This window comes from Megamonas sp. (genome assembly GCF_986095205.1).
The window spans coordinates 1-17,839 of the sequence record NZ_CFQVBI010000016.1; the positions used below are offsets into that span (position 1 = coordinate 1).

At 31.5% G+C, this 17,839-nt stretch carries 15 protein-coding genes; 10 read left to right on the top strand and 5 right to left on the bottom strand.

The window, feature by feature from the left end; translation table 11 throughout:
* Positions 1–124: 124 nt before the first annotated feature.
* Both AC5LAX_RS02590 and AC5LAX_RS02595 read left to right on the top strand, forming a co-directional pair.
* A complete protein-coding gene (locus AC5LAX_RS02590) occupies positions 125–457 on the top strand; it encodes an EamA family transporter (protein ID WP_206083230.1) in 333 nt (110 codons plus the stop codon).
* A gap of 37 nt (positions 458–494) precedes the next feature.
* Complete coding sequence (locus AC5LAX_RS02595) at positions 495–1,253, top strand: hypothetical protein (protein ID WP_033405420.1); 759 nt, start codon at positions 495–497, stop codon at positions 1,251–1,253.
* A gap of 60 nt (positions 1,254–1,313) precedes the next feature.
* On the opposite strand, the gene AC5LAX_RS02600 is transcribed toward AC5LAX_RS02595, so the two are convergent.
* The 3 genes from AC5LAX_RS02600 to AC5LAX_RS02610 all read right to left on the bottom strand — a co-directional run bounded on the left by AC5LAX_RS02600 (position 1,314) and on the right by AC5LAX_RS02610 (position 5,053).
* Positions 1,314–2,999 (bottom strand): phospholipid carrier-dependent glycosyltransferase, encoded by a 1,686-nt coding sequence (locus AC5LAX_RS02600; RefSeq protein ID WP_288909482.1) that lies wholly within the window; start codon positions 2,997–2,999, stop codon positions 1,314–1,316.
* Between the two features lie 85 nt (positions 3,000–3,084).
* Positions 3,085–4,374: a sensor histidine kinase gene (locus AC5LAX_RS02605; protein ID WP_224169342.1), complete on the bottom strand. Its 1,290-nt coding sequence runs from the start codon at positions 4,372–4,374 to the stop codon at positions 3,085–3,087.
* Position 4,375: 1 nt separating this feature from the next.
* Entirely contained in the window at positions 4,376–5,053 is a 678-nt protein-coding gene (locus tag AC5LAX_RS02610; protein ID WP_288909481.1) for a response regulator transcription factor, read from the bottom strand.
* Between the two features lie 307 nt (positions 5,054–5,360).
* Between AC5LAX_RS02610 and AC5LAX_RS02615 the strand changes: the two genes are divergently transcribed.
* The 4 genes from AC5LAX_RS02615 (at position 5,361) to AC5LAX_RS02630 (ending at position 11,221) form a co-directional block, all read left to right on the top strand.
* The gene (locus AC5LAX_RS02615) at positions 5,361–6,623 is read left to right on the top strand and encodes an S-layer homology domain-containing protein (RefSeq protein ID WP_288909480.1); all 1,263 of its coding nucleotides are present in this window, start codon (positions 5,361–5,363) and stop codon (positions 6,621–6,623) included.
* Positions 6,624–6,673: 50 nt separating this feature from the next.
* Positions 6,674–8,236, top strand: coding sequence for a purple acid phosphatase family protein (locus tag AC5LAX_RS02620; RefSeq protein ID WP_115152262.1), 1,563 nt, complete (start codon positions 6,674–6,676; stop codon positions 8,234–8,236).
* A 219-nt stretch (positions 8,237–8,455) separates the two neighbouring features.
* Positions 8,456–9,985 carry a purple acid phosphatase family protein gene (locus AC5LAX_RS02625; protein WP_015561829.1) on the top strand — a complete coding sequence of 510 codons (1,530 nt, stop codon included), beginning with the start codon at positions 8,456–8,458 and terminating at the stop codon, positions 9,983–9,985.
* A gap of 102 nt (positions 9,986–10,087) precedes the next feature.
* Positions 10,088–11,221, top strand: coding sequence for a YibE/F family protein (locus tag AC5LAX_RS02630; protein WP_008539486.1), 1,134 nt, complete (start codon positions 10,088–10,090; stop codon positions 11,219–11,221).
* Positions 11,222–11,302: 81 nt separating this feature from the next.
* Here the strand turns inward: AC5LAX_RS02630 and AC5LAX_RS02635 are convergent, their stop codons facing one another.
* Entirely contained in the window at positions 11,303–12,163 is an 861-nt protein-coding gene (locus AC5LAX_RS02635) for an NAD(P)-dependent oxidoreductase (protein ID WP_288795334.1), read from the bottom strand.
* A 124-nt stretch (positions 12,164–12,287) separates the two neighbouring features.
* Here AC5LAX_RS02635 and AC5LAX_RS02640 point away from each other — a divergent pair, with 124 nt between their 5' ends.
* Complete coding sequence (locus AC5LAX_RS02640) at positions 12,288–12,992, top strand: tetratricopeptide repeat protein (protein ID WP_008539481.1); 705 nt, start codon at positions 12,288–12,290, stop codon at positions 12,990–12,992.
* Between the two features lie 105 nt (positions 12,993–13,097).
* Complete coding sequence (locus AC5LAX_RS02645; RefSeq protein WP_115152259.1) at positions 13,098–14,384, top strand: MFS transporter; 1,287 nt, start codon at positions 13,098–13,100, stop codon at positions 14,382–14,384.
* Positions 14,385–14,419: 35 nt separating this feature from the next.
* Here AC5LAX_RS02645 and AC5LAX_RS02650 read toward each other — a convergent pair whose 3' ends face one another.
* Positions 14,420–15,136 carry an HAD family hydrolase gene (locus tag AC5LAX_RS02650; protein ID WP_288909479.1) on the bottom strand — a complete coding sequence of 239 codons (717 nt, stop codon included), beginning with the start codon at positions 15,134–15,136 and terminating at the stop codon, positions 14,420–14,422.
* 230 nt (positions 15,137–15,366) lie between these two features.
* Between AC5LAX_RS02650 and rpsO the strand changes: the two genes are divergently transcribed.
* Both rpsO and AC5LAX_RS02660 read left to right on the top strand, forming a co-directional pair.
* Positions 15,367–15,633, top strand: a complete 267-nt coding sequence (gene rpsO / locus AC5LAX_RS02655; protein WP_008539476.1) for a 30S ribosomal protein S15 — start codon at positions 15,367–15,369, stop codon at positions 15,631–15,633.
* A gap of 118 nt (positions 15,634–15,751) precedes the next feature.
* Positions 15,752–17,821, top strand: coding sequence for a polyribonucleotide nucleotidyltransferase (locus AC5LAX_RS02660; protein ID WP_204922383.1), 2,070 nt, complete (start codon positions 15,752–15,754; stop codon positions 17,819–17,821).
* Positions 17,822–17,839: the final 18 nt, after the last annotated feature.

Consider the following 17,839-nt stretch of genomic DNA (forward strand, 5'->3'; position numbering starts at 1 on the left):
TCTTAAATAATATATACAAGAACCGTAGGAACTATGGGGATAGCTCGGAGATACTGTATTCGTTAGAATACTTGACCGAGAACCCTGCGACTTTAGTCGTGGGAGGTTCAGATTAACAGGTGTATTGTTAAATGCAGCTGCTCAATTAGTTTTAAAAAAAGGCATGTCGCAGATAGGAAGCATACAAGTAGATATTAATTCCATATTGACCATGGTTTTAAAAGCTAGCACAAATATTTATGTATGGTCTGGGCTTATTTTCTATGTGATAAGTTTTGTTGTTTGGCTTATGGTACTTTCACGAGTAGAAGTAAGTTATGCTTATCCATTTTTAAGCATAGGTTATATCATAGCTGCTTTTGTGGGTTATTTTTATTTTGGCGAGTCAATGACTTTGAATAAAATAGGTGGTATCATCATCATTTGTTTGGGAGTATTTTTATTATATCGTTCTTGATAAAATTATATTATTAATTTGAACATAGAAGGATTTTATGATGAAAGCTAAAAATTATGTAAAAGTAGGATTAGTAATATCTATCGTTTTGCATGTAGGGATTTTTGCTCTAGGTGGATATGTTATGAATAATATAACAAAAGAATTAAACGAAAAATCAATGCTACAATCCTCTGCTGATGAAGATATTACGTATGTAGATATTGGAATAACTCAAGAGGACGAGTCAAATGATATAGTAGTTGAAGAGGCAGAAGACATCAATGCTCAATCGGAAATAGTTGTTGATGAAGAAGAATTAGAAAAGCAAAAACCACCAATAGAAACAATTAATCCACCAGAAGAAAAAAAGCCAGAACCTGTAGTAAAAAAAGAACCTAGACATAAATTTCGCACATATAAAGATACAAAAATCGTAGTTAAAGAGATATCAAAAGAAAATCTTGTATTGAATTTTAGCGATGTAAAAGATTCTAAGGATTTAATGCCAACGTATAAACATAAAGAAAAACCTGTTTATGATTATAATTTAGTACCAGAAGGCGAAGCTATTATCATAGTAGTGGAATATATCATGGACGAGCAGGGCAAAATAATACAGGCTTATCCTGTGTTACCTGCTGAAAAATCTGATTTAGGTTTAAGTGAAGAAGAATATCAAGATTTAAATACAGCATGTATACAAGCTTTAGAAAAATATGAAATTATTCCACCTAAGGATAAAAGAGGAAATATTCCTCAACAGGAAAAATTTATCTTAACTCATGATGGTGCAGTAGAAAAATTTGAGTTTTAAATAAAAAATAGCATGTTAAAGGTTATGTTGAATTTCGTAATCTTTAACATGCTTTTTTATTTAGTTATGAGTGATGATTAAATATTTATTAGTTTCAAAGTAAATAACAGCATTTTCATCATTTAATTCAGCTAAACATTCTTGTTTATATTTTTGAGGAACGACTAATATCGCATGAGGATTTTGTTGCCATGTGGACAGAAATTCTTCTTTGTTAAAGAACCAGCCCTGTCCGCTATCGTGTTTAGAGCCAAATTCTAATTCACCTAGATAATCGTAGATGGCAATGCGTGATTTTGTATAAAATGGTAAATCTTGAAGATAATCTTTATAAGAGATTATCAGCGTATCTTTTGTCTTTAAAGTATTTACTACTTGAGCAATTTCTTTTCCTGTGCGATGTTGGGACACTTGTGTGATTACAGGTTGCAAAGAAAAGCTAAATAAAATAGAAGATATAGCATAAATTGCGATTATTTGTGAGAAATTTTTATATTTATACCAAGATATAAATATTATTAGATTAGAGATAAATAGTACTAAAATGATGAAACTGCCAGAAAAGATAAATTCATCTAAACTGATAAAATCGCTTTTAATAGCTGTTACGATTAAAGCAACAATGATGAGCAGGGAAATAAAAGCATTAATAAATAGAGCAATTTTTATTTTAGTTGTCTGATAAGAAATGTGATTTAAATGATGACTAATCAATATAGCCATAGGCATCAAACAAGGGACTATATAAGGTACAAGTTTAGAGTCTGACATGGAGTAAAAAACAAAAATTATACTAAACCATAGACATAAATAAATATATTTATGTCTATGAGGATTAGTTATAAATTTATACCATGTTCTTTTTGGTGATTTGGATAAGAAAGAAGATATAAAAAATCCAGTCCATGGGAAAATCCCTAAAATGATACAAGGTATGAAGAAATAAAAAGGTTGATAACGGTCATGAACTTTAGTTAAATAGCGTAAAAAATGTTCATGGATAAAAAAGAAATAGAAGAAGTCTGGATTATCTTTGCAAACTAAATAAAACCATGGTATACAAATCACGAGAAAAATTAATATACCGATAAGAGAAATACTTTTCAATAGTAGTTTTAAATTTTTAGTGAGCAAACAATAACAAAATATAATAGCAAAGGTTAAAACAATAGCAATTAGACCTTTTGTCAGAGTACCAAAAGCCATAGAAGCGTAAAATATATATAGATATTTTGATTTTAATGTAGTGCTAAATTGATAATAACTCACCATAGATAGGGTGATGAAAAAAGATATTGCCATATCTAAGATATTTAAAGAGCCTATAATTAAATAAAGAAAGGAACTGCCAATTATAATGCTAGCTAGAAAACCTGTTTGGCGATTAAACATCTTAGTAGCTAAATATCCTGTTAAATATATACCCCCTAAAGCACATAGAGCAGGAAATAAACGCACGGAAAATTCATTTTCGCCAAATATATACATAAAAAAAGCTGTAATCCAGTATTGAAGGGCTGGTTTTTCAAAATACTCTACGCCATTTAAATATGGAGTAATGAAATTTTTATTAGCAAGCATTTCGCGAGGAATTTCAGCATATCTGCCTTCGTCAGGGTTTATCAAGGGGTATAGACCGAGATGCCAGAGGTATAAAATTATGAAGATTATAGCTATAGTAAAAATAGAAGTTTTGTCGAGATTTTTAAAGTCGAATAATTGAGATGAAGTTTGCTGCGATTTCATAAAAATAACTCCTTTATGATTAATTTAAGAAAATCATAAAGGAGCATTCTGAAAAAAAGCTGAAGTGAAAATAAAAAGTACAATATTAATTTTTAGAGATTATTAAAGTAAAACAAGAACCTTTTTCTTTATTATTTTCAACGAGAATATTACTGTGATTTTTTTGAGCGAGTATTTGAGCTATTGATAAACCAAGACCATTACCATAATAAGTGCGAGTATTATTAGCACGATAAAATGGCTTAAATATATGTGGTAAATCTTCAATTGATATGCCAGGGCCACTATCTTTGATTGCAATTTTTATACATTGTTTATCTTCTGATATGGTGATAAAAATAGAACTATTTTCATCACTGTATTTAATAGCATTATCCACTAAGATGGCTAATATTTGTTCTATATGAGACATATCAGCCGTTATAAAAATATCCGGAGGGTTAGAAATTTTGAGGGTGATTTGTTTATTTTTAGCTAATAAAGAAAATTTAGTGTAGATTTTATTGATGAGATTGTTGAGGTTAAATTTAGTGCTATGCACAGTTAATGTATTATTAGTATTTCTTGCAGATAATAATAAATTGTCAATGAGTTTTTTCATTTTTAAGCTTTCATCATTAATATCATCAATAGTATCTATGGAAAATTTAGAGAGATTATTTTCATCATCTGTTTTTAATACAGTTAATCCAGACATTATAATGCTTAAAGGTGTTCGTAATTCATGAGAGGCATTGGCAATAAACTGTTTTTGTTGTTCAAAGGATTGAACGACAGGTTGCATAGCTTTATTTGCCATTTTATAAGCGACATAGCGTACAAAAAATAAGGATAGAGAAATAATTATTAATAAAATGAAGAATATGCGAATTTGTTCACGCACCCAATGAGTTATTTCTATGCCAACATAGACTTCACCTAAAAATACATTATTTTCTAAGAGCGGATAGCGCATATAAATTAAATATTTCAGATGGCGATTATCAACTAAATTAAAATCAAAATATACCTTATGAAAAGAAAGTGAATTATCATTAATAATTTTAGTGATAGATTTTTCAGACCATTCCATATTATTATGTTCAAATACTAATTGATGGTCTTTAGTATATCCATAGATGAAAATTTTATTGAAATAATTATCTTCTTCAGGCGAGTTATCATCATCTTTAGGAAAATTTTTTAAATCCTTAGTGTTGATTTTATAAAATAAGTCTTCGCTTTCTTCAATAGCGAGCATTTTTATATGAGATAATTGGCTTTTATATGATATAGAAAAACCTACAATATATAAAGAAAATGATACAAATAATAATAGTAATACAGTAAGATAGCAATAATCTTTAACGATTTTTTCTTTGAATTTTGTAAACATATTATATATCCATTTCAAATTTATAACCGATACCACGAATGGTATGGATACAATCACTTAATGATAATTTAGTTAATTTTTGACGTAGAGATTTTATTGTTACATCTAAAGTATTGGAATTTATATTAGTATCGTATCCCCAGATTTTATCAATAATTTGTTCACGAGGTAGAATTTGATGTGTATTTCTAATTAATAATTCCATGAGTTGATTTTCTCTAGGGCTTAAAGATACTTCTATTTGTTTATAAGTCAAAATGGCATTACAACAATTTAATTTTAGATTGCTATATTCAATGATATCATTATAAAATGTTTTGTTGATGCGACGAGATAGAGCTCTTATTCTAGCTAGTAGCTCTGGAAATTCAAATGGTTTGGCTAAATAATCATCGGCTCCACTATCTAAACCATCGATTTTATCTTCAAGAGAATCCCTAGCTGTCAGCATTAAAATAGCAGTTTGATTATTTTTTGCTCGCAGATATCTACATACTTCGATACCGGATTTTAAAGGCATCATCCAATCTAAAATAATGATATCATAGTCCGATAAATTAGCATAATCAATAGCATCTTGTCCATTATATACACAATCTACAATGTAATTTTCTTTTTTTAGAAGAAAATCAATCATTTTAGATAGTCTTTTATCATCTTCAGCAAATAATATTCGCATAGAAACACCTACTTTTCTAATTTAATATTATGAAGTATATGATATTTAATATTTTATAGTATTGGCATATAAAAATAAATATGGCGTGAAATTTTACTTTTATTTTATTTAAATATATTTTGTTACATATTTTTTACATATCTTTAATATAGTTTTTACAAACTATTGATTTTGATTTTAAAAAATCTTTTTATAATAGTAACCGTTTTGAAATATTTCTCTGAAAAATTAATCGGAGTTATTTTGAGCAAATTTGTTTTTACTTTTTTTAGGTAGAGTGTATTAATCATTTTTGGAGGAATATTTAATGTTTAAGAAAAAGCTTATTACAAGTGCAATCACCGCAAGTTTAATGATGGGAATAGCAAGTACATCTTTTGCAGCAACTAATCCATTTAGTGATGTGCCAGCTGATAGTTGGGCATATGATGCAGTTACTACACTTGCTAATGATGGCGTGATTGATGGCTATCCAGATGGTACATATCAAGGTCAAAATACTATGACTCGTTATGAAATGGCACAGATTGTAGCACGAGCAATGGCAAGAACTGATCTTGAAAAAGCAGACAAAGCAATTGTTGATAAATTGGCTGTTGAATTTGCTGATGAATTGGATAATTTAGGTGTGCGCGTTGCAGATTTAGAGAAAAAATCCGACAATATGAAATGGAAAGGCGAATTAAAATATAAATATTCGCAGGAAAATCATGATGAAGGAAAAGATAAACGCTCTAATAAATTAGAATTTAAATTTGAACCAAAAGCTTATATTGGTGATAGTGATTGGACTGCTAATGCTAAAATTGAATACACTATGTATCCTGAAGTAGACTCCAATGCTGAATTAGAAGTGAGCAAAGCTTATGTAGAAGGTCCTTTATTTGGTGCAACAGTAACAGCTGGTAGAACTTCTTTAGATATTTGTCAGGGTATGATTTTTGATGATGAAATTTCTGGTATGACAGCAAATTTTGGTAGTGATGTATTTAATACAAATATAGCTATTGGTCGCTACAGTGAAAACGATCATGATGGTGAAATCCCTGATGGTAAAACAGCAAAAGATATCACTGCTGATTACTATGGTGTACAGTTTGATTACACACCAAATGACAATTTAGCACTCAATGCAGGTTATATTTTATTGAGTGGATTAGATAAAGATGTTGAATTAGATTTAGACGTTGATGATAATAAAGCTAATTTATGGTATGTCGGCGGTAAATATAATTTTGATAAAAATGTTGCATTAGCTGGACAGTATTTACAAAATACTGATGCTAATAGCTATGATAAAGCAGGTAGTGTAGAAATACAGTATAAAGGCGCAAGTGCGAAAGATGCAGGTTCTTGGGGAGCATATATAGGATATCGTCATCTTGGAGAAAATGTAACTATTGAGACTGCTTATGATGATGCTGCAGAAGGTCAAAAAGGTCTTGTAGCTGGTGTAGAATATGCTTTTGCTGAAAATATTCTAGGCGAACTTCTTTATTTTGATGGTAAAGATATGGATACAGATAAAGATGCTGATACAGTATATACTAGTCTTAAATTTAAATTTTAATAAATAAGTCCATAAATTAAATTTAAATATAAACTAAGAGGCGATAGTGAATGTTTCATTTTAGAAAAACTAAAAAACAGATGATAGCACTTTGTTTAAGTGCAGCACTTAGTGCAGGTTCTTTAACTGCTTATGCGGCAACAGAATATTGGAATGATGCTTCTACAAAACCAATGGTAGAAACTAAAACACCTATTTCTGATAATACTAATTGGGAACAGTGGAAAGCTGGCTGGGATAATTTAAAAACGAATTATGAACAGGTAGCACTTACACCAGGCGCTGATTTTTCTAAATTAAATTTTGGTTGGTATTCTAAAGAAAAAACAGATAAAGCAATGGTACGTATTGCTGATAATAAAGAAATGAAAAATGCCAAAGAATTTAAAGGTACTTGCACAGAAGGTACTGTAATCAATGGTGTGCAGTATTATAGCAATAAAGTAACAGCTGATGGTTTTAAACCAAATAGCACATATTATTATCAAGTAAAATTAAATGGTGAATGGCAACAAGCTCAAGAATATAAAACAGGTGATCCAGACAATTTCAGCTTTATGTTTGTAGGTGACCCACAGATTGGTTCTTCATATAAACAAAAAAATGCAGAATCTAATGGTAAAAAATTAGGTAATGATTTAGCTGCTAGAAATGATTCTTATAACTGGAATGTAACTTTAAATAAAGCAATGGAACAACATCCAGAAATAGACTTTTTAGTATCTCCTGGTGACCAGGTAAGTGTAAAAGGTAATGAAGACGCAAAAGATTTAAAAGAACAAGAAGACCAATATTCTGGATATCTTTCAGCCTCCGTACTTCGCAATTTACCACAGGCAGTAGCTATTGGTAACCATGATTGTAGCTCCGCAAGCTATCAAAATCACTTCAATAATCCAAACCCATTCCTTGAAGAATCTACACCAACACCTGCTGGTAACGGATATTTTTATAGTTATGGTAACGCTTTATTCATTGTTATTAATGCTAATAACTATAATGCAGCAGACCATAAAGCTTTGATTGAAAAAGCTATCAAAGAAAATCCAAATGCAAAATGGCGTATTGTTGTAATGCACCAAGATATTTATGGTTCAGGTTTAGACCATTCAGATTCTGATGGCATTATCTTGCGTACACAATTGACACCAATTTTTGATGCAAATGATATTGATGTAGTATTACAAGGTCATGATCATAGCTATGCACGTACTTATCAGCTTACAAGTGATGGACAGGCACATGATGAGTTCTTAGAATACAAACAAGATCAAGGTGGATTTAACCACGATAATTTTGATGAACGCTTTGAAAAAGATGGCGTATTTAGAGCATATTATAAATCTCAAAATCTTTGCTACAATATAGCAGATAAATCACAAGGTACAGTTGTAAATCCAGAAGGTGTATTTTATTTGACTTCTAACTCTGCAACTGGTTCTAAATTCTATAATTTAATTCCAGAACAACAAGATTATGTAGCAGCTCGTAGTCAAAATTGGAGACCATCTTATTCTGTAATCAACATTACAAAAGATAGTTTCACTGTTAATACTTATGATGTAGAAACAGGCGAAGCAATAGATAGCTCCTATACAATTGTAAAAAAATAAATGATGATTTGATATAAAAGTGATAAGAATTTTTCTTATCACTTTTATTTTACAGTTATTTTTGTATATATTTATTTAAATTTTACGTTACGTTTACAGTATTTTTAAAAATAAAATATAGAATAAATATATCTACAAAAGATATAGAAATTATCTTACTTTTGATTAGAACTAAGGAGAGTGACTTTTGTGTTTTATTTGAAAAAAAATAAAAAAAGAATGTTAGCTTTATGCTTAAGTGCAGCACTTAGTGTAGGCTCTTTAACTGTTTATGCGGCAACAGAACAATGGAATGATGCTTCTTTAACACCAGCTTTTACTACTAAAACAGCTGTATCAGAACATACAGATTGGGCAGATTGGAAAGCTAACTGGGATAAAATTAAAACAAATTATGAACAAGTTGCTTTAATTCCAGGCTCCGATTTTTCTAAATTAAATTTTGGTTGGTATTCTAAAGAAAAAGCAAATGAAGCTGTAGTGCGTATTGCTGATAATAAAGATATGAAAAACGCTAAAGAATTTAAAGGTACTTGTACAGAAGGTACTGTAATCAATGGTGTGCAGTATTATAGCAATAAAGTAACAGCTGATGGCTTTGAACCAAATACTACATATTATTATCAGGTAAAATTAAATGGTAAATGGCAACAAGCTCATGAATATAAAACAGGCGATCCACATAATTTCTCATTTATGTATGTAGGTGACCCACAGATTGGTGCTTCTAAAGGTCAAGTTCCAAATGAAAGTGCTGTAGAACAAAGTGAAGATGTTGCAGCTAGAAATGATGCTTATAACTGGAATAAAACATTAAATAGTGCTTTAGCACAACATCCAGAAATTAACTTCTTAGTATCTCCTGGTGACCAAATTAATGAACCAGCTGGTAATAACGCTGAAAAACATTTATTACAGGAATATGAATACTCCGGATATTTATCTGCAACAGCTTTCCGCAATTTACCACAAGCAGTAGCTATTGGTAACCATGATTGCTTGACTACTAGCTATCAAAATCACTTCAATGTGCCAAATCCATTTACAGCAGAAACTAATTCTACAGTTGCAGGTCATGGATATTATTATACTTATGGCAGTGCTTTATTCATTGTCATCAATGCTAATAACTATAATGCAGCTGACCATAAAGCTTTAGTAGAAAAAGCAGTAAAAGAAAATCCAAATGCAAAATGGCGTATTGTTGTAATGCACCAAGATATCTACGGTTCAGGTTTAGACCACTCTGACTCTGATGGTATTATTTTACGTAACCAATTAACACCTATTTTTGATGCAAATGATATCGACGTAGTATTACAAGGTCATGACCATACTTATGCTCGTACTTATCAGCTTACAAGTGATGGTAAACAATATGATGATTTTGCAGAATATAAAGTAGGTCAACATGGACAAGACCATAAAGTACTTGATAATAAATTAAAATCTGACAGTGCATTCAAAGAATACTATACTTCTCAAAATCGTTGCTACACTATTGCTGATATGAAACAAGGCACTTTAGTAAATCCAGAAGGTGTATTCTACATGACTTCTAACTCTGCAACTGGTTCTAAATTCTATAATTTAATTGAACAGCAACAAGATTATGTAGCTGCTCGTAGCCAGACTTGGAGACCAACATATTCTGTAATCAATATTACTGATGATAAATTTACTATTAACACATATGATGCTCAAACAGGCACACCAATCGATGAAGCTTATAGCATTATTAAGAGATAATAAGTAAGATTTAATTTTTCTCTAACTGCGGTAAAGTATATGCTTTACCGCAGTTTTTACATTAAAAAAACTAATATAATGATAATAAGAGAGGAATTTTTTATGAATTTGTTAAAAAATATTTGGGTTCGTGGGATTATAATTATTTGTATATTAATAGGTGGTTTTTTCTTTTTACAATCGTATAATCAAGTAGAAAAACCAACTTTGGTAAATACACAAGGGCGCGCTTTTGAAAAAGCAACAGTAGTGGAAGTTTTAAAAGATAATATACAAGAAGATGGTTCTCGTGTGGGCGACCAAGTTGTATTATTACAGATGGAAACTGGACCACAAAAAGGGCAGATTTTGGAGGCAAATAGTCCTAATGGATTATTGTTTGGAACAGCATGTAAGCCAGGTTTAGAAGTAATCACTATTTCTAGTGTAGTGGGGCAATTACATGTTACTACTGTATATAATGTAGACCGTTCTATGCCAATATATATTTTTATAGCTATTTTCTTGATTTCACTTTGTATTATTGGTGGGAAAAAAGGTGTAAAATCGGCTATTGCACTTATTTTTAGTTTCATTTGTTTTGTATTTGTATTTTTCCCTATGATAATGAAGGGAACTTCTCCATCTTTAGCTGCTATTTTTACAGCGACAATTGTTACAGCTATGACTATTTGCTTGATTAATGGTTTTACGATAAAAGCTTTATCTGCTATTTTGGCAACTTTTTTTGGTTTATTGATTGCAGGTTTGACAGCAGATATTTTTGGCTATTTCACATCACTTTCAGGTTATAATGTATCCAATATTGAAGCATTATTATTTATTGGACAGAATACTTTAATTGATGTAGGTCAATTACTTTTTGCTGGTGTTTTATTTGCAAGTTTAGGTGCTGTAATGGATATAGCGATGGATGTATCTTCAGCAGTGCAAGAATTGCATGTTAAAAATCCAGCATTAACACCTAAAGAATTATTTAAAAGCGGTATGAATGTTGGACGAGATATTATGGGTACAATGTCAACAACACTTATTTTAGCTTTCTTTGGTGGCTCTCTTGGTGTATGGGTATTAGATTATGTATATGATTTACCATATTTGCAATTAATAAATTCAAATTCTATTGGTATAGAAATCATGCAAGGGATATCTGGTAGCTTTGGCGTTATTTTAACAGTGCCAATAGTAGCATTATTTTCTGCATGGCTTCCTCATTATTTAGAAAACAAAAAATAATAATTTATATTGTTTTGAGAATAAAAAAGAGATTATGGTTTGGATAATAAACCATAATCTCTTTTAGTTTTTAGAATTATTTTATTCAAGGACTTTATAAATAGCACAACAATCTTCTGCACCATAACCTTGTTCAGAAGCTTTTTGATAAAGTTCACGGGATTTTTGACTAAATATAGGAGTATAATTAAAATCTTTAGCCATATTACAACCAAGAGTTAAATCTTTTAAAGTTAAATCAACAGCAAAGCGATTGCTAAAATCATTGTTAGCTATGGCTGGACCTCTGCGACTTAATTGATTAGAATCTCCTCCTGTTTGTGCTAATAATGTTAAAAATTGTTCAATATCTATATTAGCTTTTTGTGCTAGATGAATACCTTCAGCAAGTATTGCAAGATTAGTCATACCAATCATGTTACTGATTATTTTGAAAGCATAAGCCTGAACTACACCACCTAAGTAATGAACAGGAGAACCAATTAAGTTTAAAATAGGCATTATTTTTGTAAATATTTCTTTATTGCCACCAACAAATAATGGTTCAGAAGCTGTTTCAGCTTGTGCAGGACCTAATCCTAAAGTACAAGCTATATAATGGACATTATGATGAATAGCATATTGTTCTATTTCTGTAGCAGTACTAGGGTCGATAGTACTAGTATCAATATAGATAGAGCCAGGTTTTAATTGACTGAGTAAGCCATTATTTTCTATCATGATTGATTTTACTGTTTGTGGAAGTGGCAAACATGTAAAAATAATATCGCAAATAGCTAAATCGTTAATATTTTTTACAGCTTTTCCTGTAGTGCCAGCACTTAATACTTTATTTATATGTTGTTGATTTCTGCCATAAATATAAACTTCTTTGCCGGCACGAATAAGATTTCTAGCTAAAGGACCACCCATTAAACCAATACCAATAAAACCTATTTTCATGAAAAAAACCTCTCTTTTGCCTTATAAGTAATATATGATAAAATATATCTAATATATTCAACATATATTAGATTATATATAAAGTCAATATTGAGAAATAGGATGAATATTAGGAGGTTTTTACATGAACAGTCATGAGTTTCATGAACTTACACATTATGTAATGGATTCACCTGCGAGTCCACCTGCTAGTTTATTTGCTGGCGGTTTTGATGATTGGAGAAGTAGAGCACGTCTAGCTCATTTTTTGGCAATGCCAGAGTTAAAAAAACATGATGAAGCAATAGAGTTGTTTCGTTCTGTTGTTGAAGTAGAAATAGATGAAGAAAATCCTGAACAGGTAGAAGAAAAAGTTTATGCTTTGCAAAGATTATCTTCTTGCCTTCGTGAAGATAAAAAATATGATGATGCTCTCCACTATATAAATCTAGCTGTACAATTAGTAGAGTCTACAGATTATTTATATAAATATATTCTACGTGGAGAAGTTTGGGCTGACCGCTGGAATTTATTATATAATAAGCAAGATATTGAAACAGCTGAAAACGAAATCGATGAAAAAATTCGCGTATTTGAGAATTTAGACGTGAAACATAATAGTTATTTATATTATGGTTATCGTTTTAAAGCTCAATTAATGGCTACCGGTCTGATGAAAGAGGAAGCTTTAAATTATATGAGAAAGGCTTTATCTTTTATGGATATTCCTGAAAAATATAAGCCTGCTATAGAAAAAGCTTTTAGTGCTACTCATAATAATGTCGCATGGATTTTAAATACGATTGACCATGCTTGTCCTTCACCAGAAAAAATTCATTGGGATATTTAAGTTTGCAAAAAATACATATATGACATTAAGTATTAGTTATATATGTATTTTTGTACATATATATATTTGGACAAAGATAGTATAGATAATAAGAGGAGGATTTTTATGGCGAAGGAAAAACATGTAGAAGGAGAAGCAGACCATTATATTAAGACATTAATAGGTGCTGTATTAGGATATGCAGCTGATGGTCTGGATATGTTTTTATTATCATTTATTTTAGTTTTTATTATTAAAGATTTTGGACTTACTACAGCAGAAGCTGGGAATTTAACTTTAGCAACAACGATTGGTATGTGGATTGGTTCATATATTTTTGGATTGTTAGCAGATAAATATGGACGTACAAAGATATTATCTTTTTCGATAATTTTATTTGCGGTAGCCACATTCTTGATGTATTTTGTTGATAATTATACAGTGTTACTTGTTTTACGTTTTATCATTGGTCTTGGTATCGGTGGTGAATTTGGTATTGGTATGGCGATTGTTACTGAAACATGGGCACCTGATATGCGAGCAAGAGCTACTTCATGGGTAGCACTTGGTTGGCAAGGCGGTGTATTATTAGCAGCAGTTATACCGGCTATAATTGTGCCAATGTTTGGCTGGCGTGCAGTATTTCTTGTAGGTTTAGTCCCTGCACTCATCGCAATTTATGTACGTATGCATCTTAAAGAACCGATTTTGTGGCAACGTAAAAAACAGCGTCAGCAAGAATTGATTGTTAAAAAAGAAAATGGAACTATCACTGAAAAAGAACAAAAAGAATATTATTATTTGGCTGGTATGCCACTTAAAAAATTATTCACTACAAAGAGAATAACAGCGACAACAATAGGGCTTACAGTGATGTGTTTAGTGCAAAACTTTGGTTATTATGCGATATTTAGTTGGATGCCAACAATTTTATCTCAAAAATATGGCTATAGTTTAGCGCAGACAAGTGGTTGGATGGTAATATCTATTGCTGGTATGGTTTTAGGTATAATCTTATTTGGTATCTTGGCTGATAAAATTGGACGTAAAAAAACTTTTGCACTTTGGTATATTGGTGGAACAATTTACTGTGTAATTTATTTCTTTTTCTTTACAAGTCAAGCAAGTTTATTATGGGGAAGTTTCTTATTAGGCTTCACTGTAAATGGTATGATGGGTGGTTATGGTGCGGTTATTGCTGAAAATTATCCATCTGAAGCACGTTCTACTGCAGAAAATATAATTTTTGGTACAGGTCGTGGTCTATCTGGTTTTGGCCCTGCTATAATTGGTTATTTGGCAACAGGTGGAAGCTTGATAGGAGCAATGAGTCTTGTATTTGTTATTTATCCAATAGCACTTATTTTTATGTGGTTCACTGTTCCAGAAACAAAAGGTATAGAAATCGATTAATAAAAAAGGTTATGCTTTTGCATAACCTTTTTTGTTTATAATTCATCAATAGAGGATAGAAGCTCTGTATAATTGTGGAGATAAAAATCAGCTTGTGCTTTTATTGCCTCTGTATCAGCATCAGAATATTTGTCATAAATAGCAATGGTTTCAATACCAGCTTTTTTAGCAGCTTCAATACCGATTAATGAATCTTCAAAGACGATACATTCTTCTGGTTTGGCATTAAATTTTTGCATAGCTTTTTGATAAACTTCAGGGTCTGGTTTGATTTTGCTGACATCTTCACGTGTGTAGATTAAATCAAAATATTCATCAAGTGGAGCTTTGGCGTTGATATTTTTATTTAAAGTGCGATATATATCCATATTTGTGCGTTTTGTAGTTGTTGTTATAGCAAGCGTAAAATTCTTTGCTTTTAATTTTTTGATGACTAAATCGGCTTGTGGTTTATAATCGATTATATTTTGGAGAAAATCTTGAGCTATTTCATAACGCAATTTGATGATTTTTTCAGCTGAAATTTGAGCTGAATATTTATCCTTGAGATATTGGCAATAACATAAATAAGGATTTGGTTGTGCATTGAATTTTTTTAATTGTGTATCACGGTCGTTTTGCACAGTTGTTTCATCAATTGTTTTATTGGCTAATTTTTCAATGAGTTTTTGGTCGATTTCATTCCAGATGCCAACAGAGTCAATTAAAGTGCCGTCCATATCAAAAAAAGCAAATTTTTTATTTTTTAGCATGACAAAATTCCTTTCTGACAATAAAATGGTTTAGGTATATTGTAACAATTATCTAAAAAAGTTGAAATATATATTTATCCTTAAAATAAAAGCATTAATCTTTTTCTTTACAGTGATATTTATTTATGATATATTAATTTTTGTATGCAAAAGACATTCCCATTCTAGGGTAAGCGAAACTCCAACGCTGTCGTGGATTCGGGAGAAATAAAATTTAGGAGGATATTTTAATGTTAACTCAAGAACAAAAATTACAAATCATTCAAGATAACGCTACTCATGAAGGTGACACTGGATCTCCAGAAGTACAGGTTGCTTTATTAACTGCACGTATCGCATATCTTACTGAACATCTTAAAAACAATAAAAAAGACCATCATTCCCGTCGTGGCTTATTAAAAATGGTTGGTCATCGTAGAAGACTTTTAAGCTATTTATATGATATCGATGTAGAACGTTATCGTGCTCTTATTGCAAAATTAAATTTACGTAAATAATTAATTGAAAAAGCGGGAGCCTTTCCCGCTTTTTCTTTTAGTTTGCTTGATTTTAAGTTAAAATAGATATAGACACAAAGATTAAAATATTGATAAATACATAAATAGGAGGTAAGTTATGTATACTTTTGAAACAACACTTGGCGGTCGCAGTTTTGTTGTAGAAACAGGCAAAATGGCGAAACAAGCAAATGGCGCTGTATTAGTTAGATATGGTGAAACTGTAGTTTTAGTAACAGCAACAGCTTCTGCTGAGCCACGTGAGGGAGTAGATTTTTTCCCTTTAACAGTTGATTATGAAGAAAAAATGTACGCTGTTGGTAAAATACCTGGCGGTTTTATAAAAAGAGAAGGTCGTCCTGCTGAATCTGCTATCTTAAATAGCCGTTTAATCGACAGACCTATTCGTCCATTATTCCCAGAAGGTTATAGAAATGATGTTCAGATTGTAGCTACAGTTTTATCTGTAGAACAAGATAATGCTCCAGAAATCGCTGGTATGATTGGTGCATCTTGTGCACTTTCTATTTCTGATATTCCATTTTTAGGGCCAATCGCTGGTGTTCGTGTTGGTCGTATTGATGGCGAATTTGTTATCAATCCAACAGTTGAACAGCGTGAAAAATCTGATTTAAACTTGACTGTAGCAGGTTCTTATGATGCTGTAATGATGGTTGAAGCTGGTGCAAATGAATTATCCGAAGAAGTAGTTCTTGATGCTATTTTATTTGGTCATGAAGAAATCAAACGCTTAGTAAAATTCCAGCAAGAAATGATGGAAAAATGCGGTAAAGAAAAACATCAGCCAAAATTATTTACTGTTCCAGAAGAACTTGTAAATGCTATTCATGAATACACTTATGATAAATTTGATGCTGCTGTTCGTGATGCTGATAAACTTCGCCGTGATGAACATGTAGCAGAAGTAAAAGCTGAAGCAAAAGAACATTTCTTAGAACTTTACCCAGAAATGGATATGGAAATAGATTATGTGCTCTACAAAACTTTAAAAGGCATTGTACGTCATATGATCACTCATGAAAAAATTCGTCCAGATGGTCGTGGCTTAGAAGAAGTTCGTCCTATTAGCTGTGAAGTAGGTATTTTACCTCGTACACATGGTAGTGCACTTTTCACTCGTGGACAGACTCAGATTTTAAATGTTACTACACTTGGCGCTTTAGGTGATGAACAAGTAATTGATGGTATCGGTGATGATACATCTAAACGTTATATCCATCATTATAATTTCCCAGGTTATTCCGTTGGTGAAGCTCGTCCAATGCGTAGCCCAGGTCGTCGTGAAATCGGTCATGGTGCGCTTGCAGAACGTGCATTAGTGCCAGTTATTCCTTCTGTAGAAGAATTCCCTTATACACTTCGCCTTGTATCTGAAGTTTTAGAATCCAATGGTTCTAGTTCCATGGGTAGTGTATGCGGTAGTACACTTTCCTTAATGCACGCTGGTGTGCCTATTAAAAAACCAGTATCTGGTTGTGCAATGGGCTTAGTAAAAGATGGCGATGCTTACACAATTTTAACAGATATCCAAGGTATGGAAGATGCTCTTGGTGATATGGACTTCAAAGTAGCAGGTACTCCAGATGGTATCACAGCTATTCAAATGGATATCAAAGTAGATGGTCTTAGCAGAGAAATTTTAGCAGCTGCTCTTGCTCAAGCAAAACGTGGCCGTGAATTTATCTTAAGCAAAATGCTTGAATGTATCAGTGAACCAAATAAAGAATTATCTCCATACGCTCCACGCGTAAATAGTATGAAAATCCCTACTGATAAAATTCGCGATGTAATTGGACCAGGCGGAAAAACAATTAAAAAAATAATTGATGAAACTGGTGTACAAATCGATATTCATGATGATGGTAATGTATTTATCACAGCAGTAGGTGCTGAATCTGCACAGAAAGCTCAAGATATGATCAATGCTTTAACTGCTGAAGTTGAAGTTGGTGCAGTTTATAAAGGTAAAGTTACACGCATTATGAATTTCGGTGCATTTGTAGAAATCTTACCAGGTAAAGAAGGCTTGTGCCATATTTCTCAATTAGCAAAAGAACGCGTAGGAAAAGTAGAAGATGTTTTAAATATTGGCGATGAATTAGAAGTAAAAGTTACAGAAATTGACCGTCAAGGTAGAGTAAATCTTTCTCATAAAGTGCTTCTTTAATAAGGCTGGTGAAAATAA

Coding starts and splice junctions, on each gene's coding strand:
- AC5LAX_RS02625 (WP_015561829.1), top strand. CDS start 8,456: ATGTTAGCTTTATGCTTAAGTGCAGCACTTAGTGTAGGCTCTTTAACT.
- AC5LAX_RS02615 (WP_288909480.1), top strand. CDS start 5,361: ATGTTTAAGAAAAAGCTTATTACAAGTGCAATCACCGCAAGTTTAATG.
- AC5LAX_RS02645 (WP_115152259.1), top strand. CDS start 13,098: ATGGCGAAGGAAAAACATGTAGAAGGAGAAGCAGACCATTATATTAAG.
- AC5LAX_RS02630 (WP_008539486.1), top strand. CDS start 10,088: ATGAATTTGTTAAAAAATATTTGGGTTCGTGGGATTATAATTATTTGT.
- AC5LAX_RS02635 (WP_288795334.1), bottom strand. CDS start 12,163: ATGAAAATAGGTTTTATTGGTATTGGTTTAATGGGTGGTCCTTTAGCT.
- AC5LAX_RS02595 (WP_033405420.1), top strand. CDS start 495: ATGATGAAAGCTAAAAATTATGTAAAAGTAGGATTAGTAATATCTATC.
- AC5LAX_RS02605 (WP_224169342.1), bottom strand. CDS start 4,374: ATGTTTACAAAATTCAAAGAAAAAATCGTTAAAGATTATTGCTATCTT.
- AC5LAX_RS02650 (WP_288909479.1), bottom strand. CDS start 15,136: ATGCTAAAAAATAAAAAATTTGCTTTTTTTGATATGGACGGCACTTTA.
- AC5LAX_RS02600 (WP_288909482.1), bottom strand. CDS start 2,999: ATGAAATCGCAGCAAACTTCATCTCAATTATTCGACTTTAAAAATCTC.
- AC5LAX_RS02640 (WP_008539481.1), top strand. CDS start 12,288: ATGAACAGTCATGAGTTTCATGAACTTACACATTATGTAATGGATTCA.
- AC5LAX_RS02610 (WP_288909481.1), bottom strand. CDS start 5,053: ATGCGAATATTATTTGCTGAAGATGATAAAAGACTATCTAAAATGATT.
- AC5LAX_RS02620 (WP_115152262.1), top strand. CDS start 6,674: ATGTTTCATTTTAGAAAAACTAAAAAACAGATGATAGCACTTTGTTTA.
- rpsO (WP_008539476.1), top strand. CDS start 15,367: ATGTTAACTCAAGAACAAAAATTACAAATCATTCAAGATAACGCTACT.
- AC5LAX_RS02660 (WP_204922383.1), top strand. CDS start 15,752: ATGTATACTTTTGAAACAACACTTGGCGGTCGCAGTTTTGTTGTAGAA.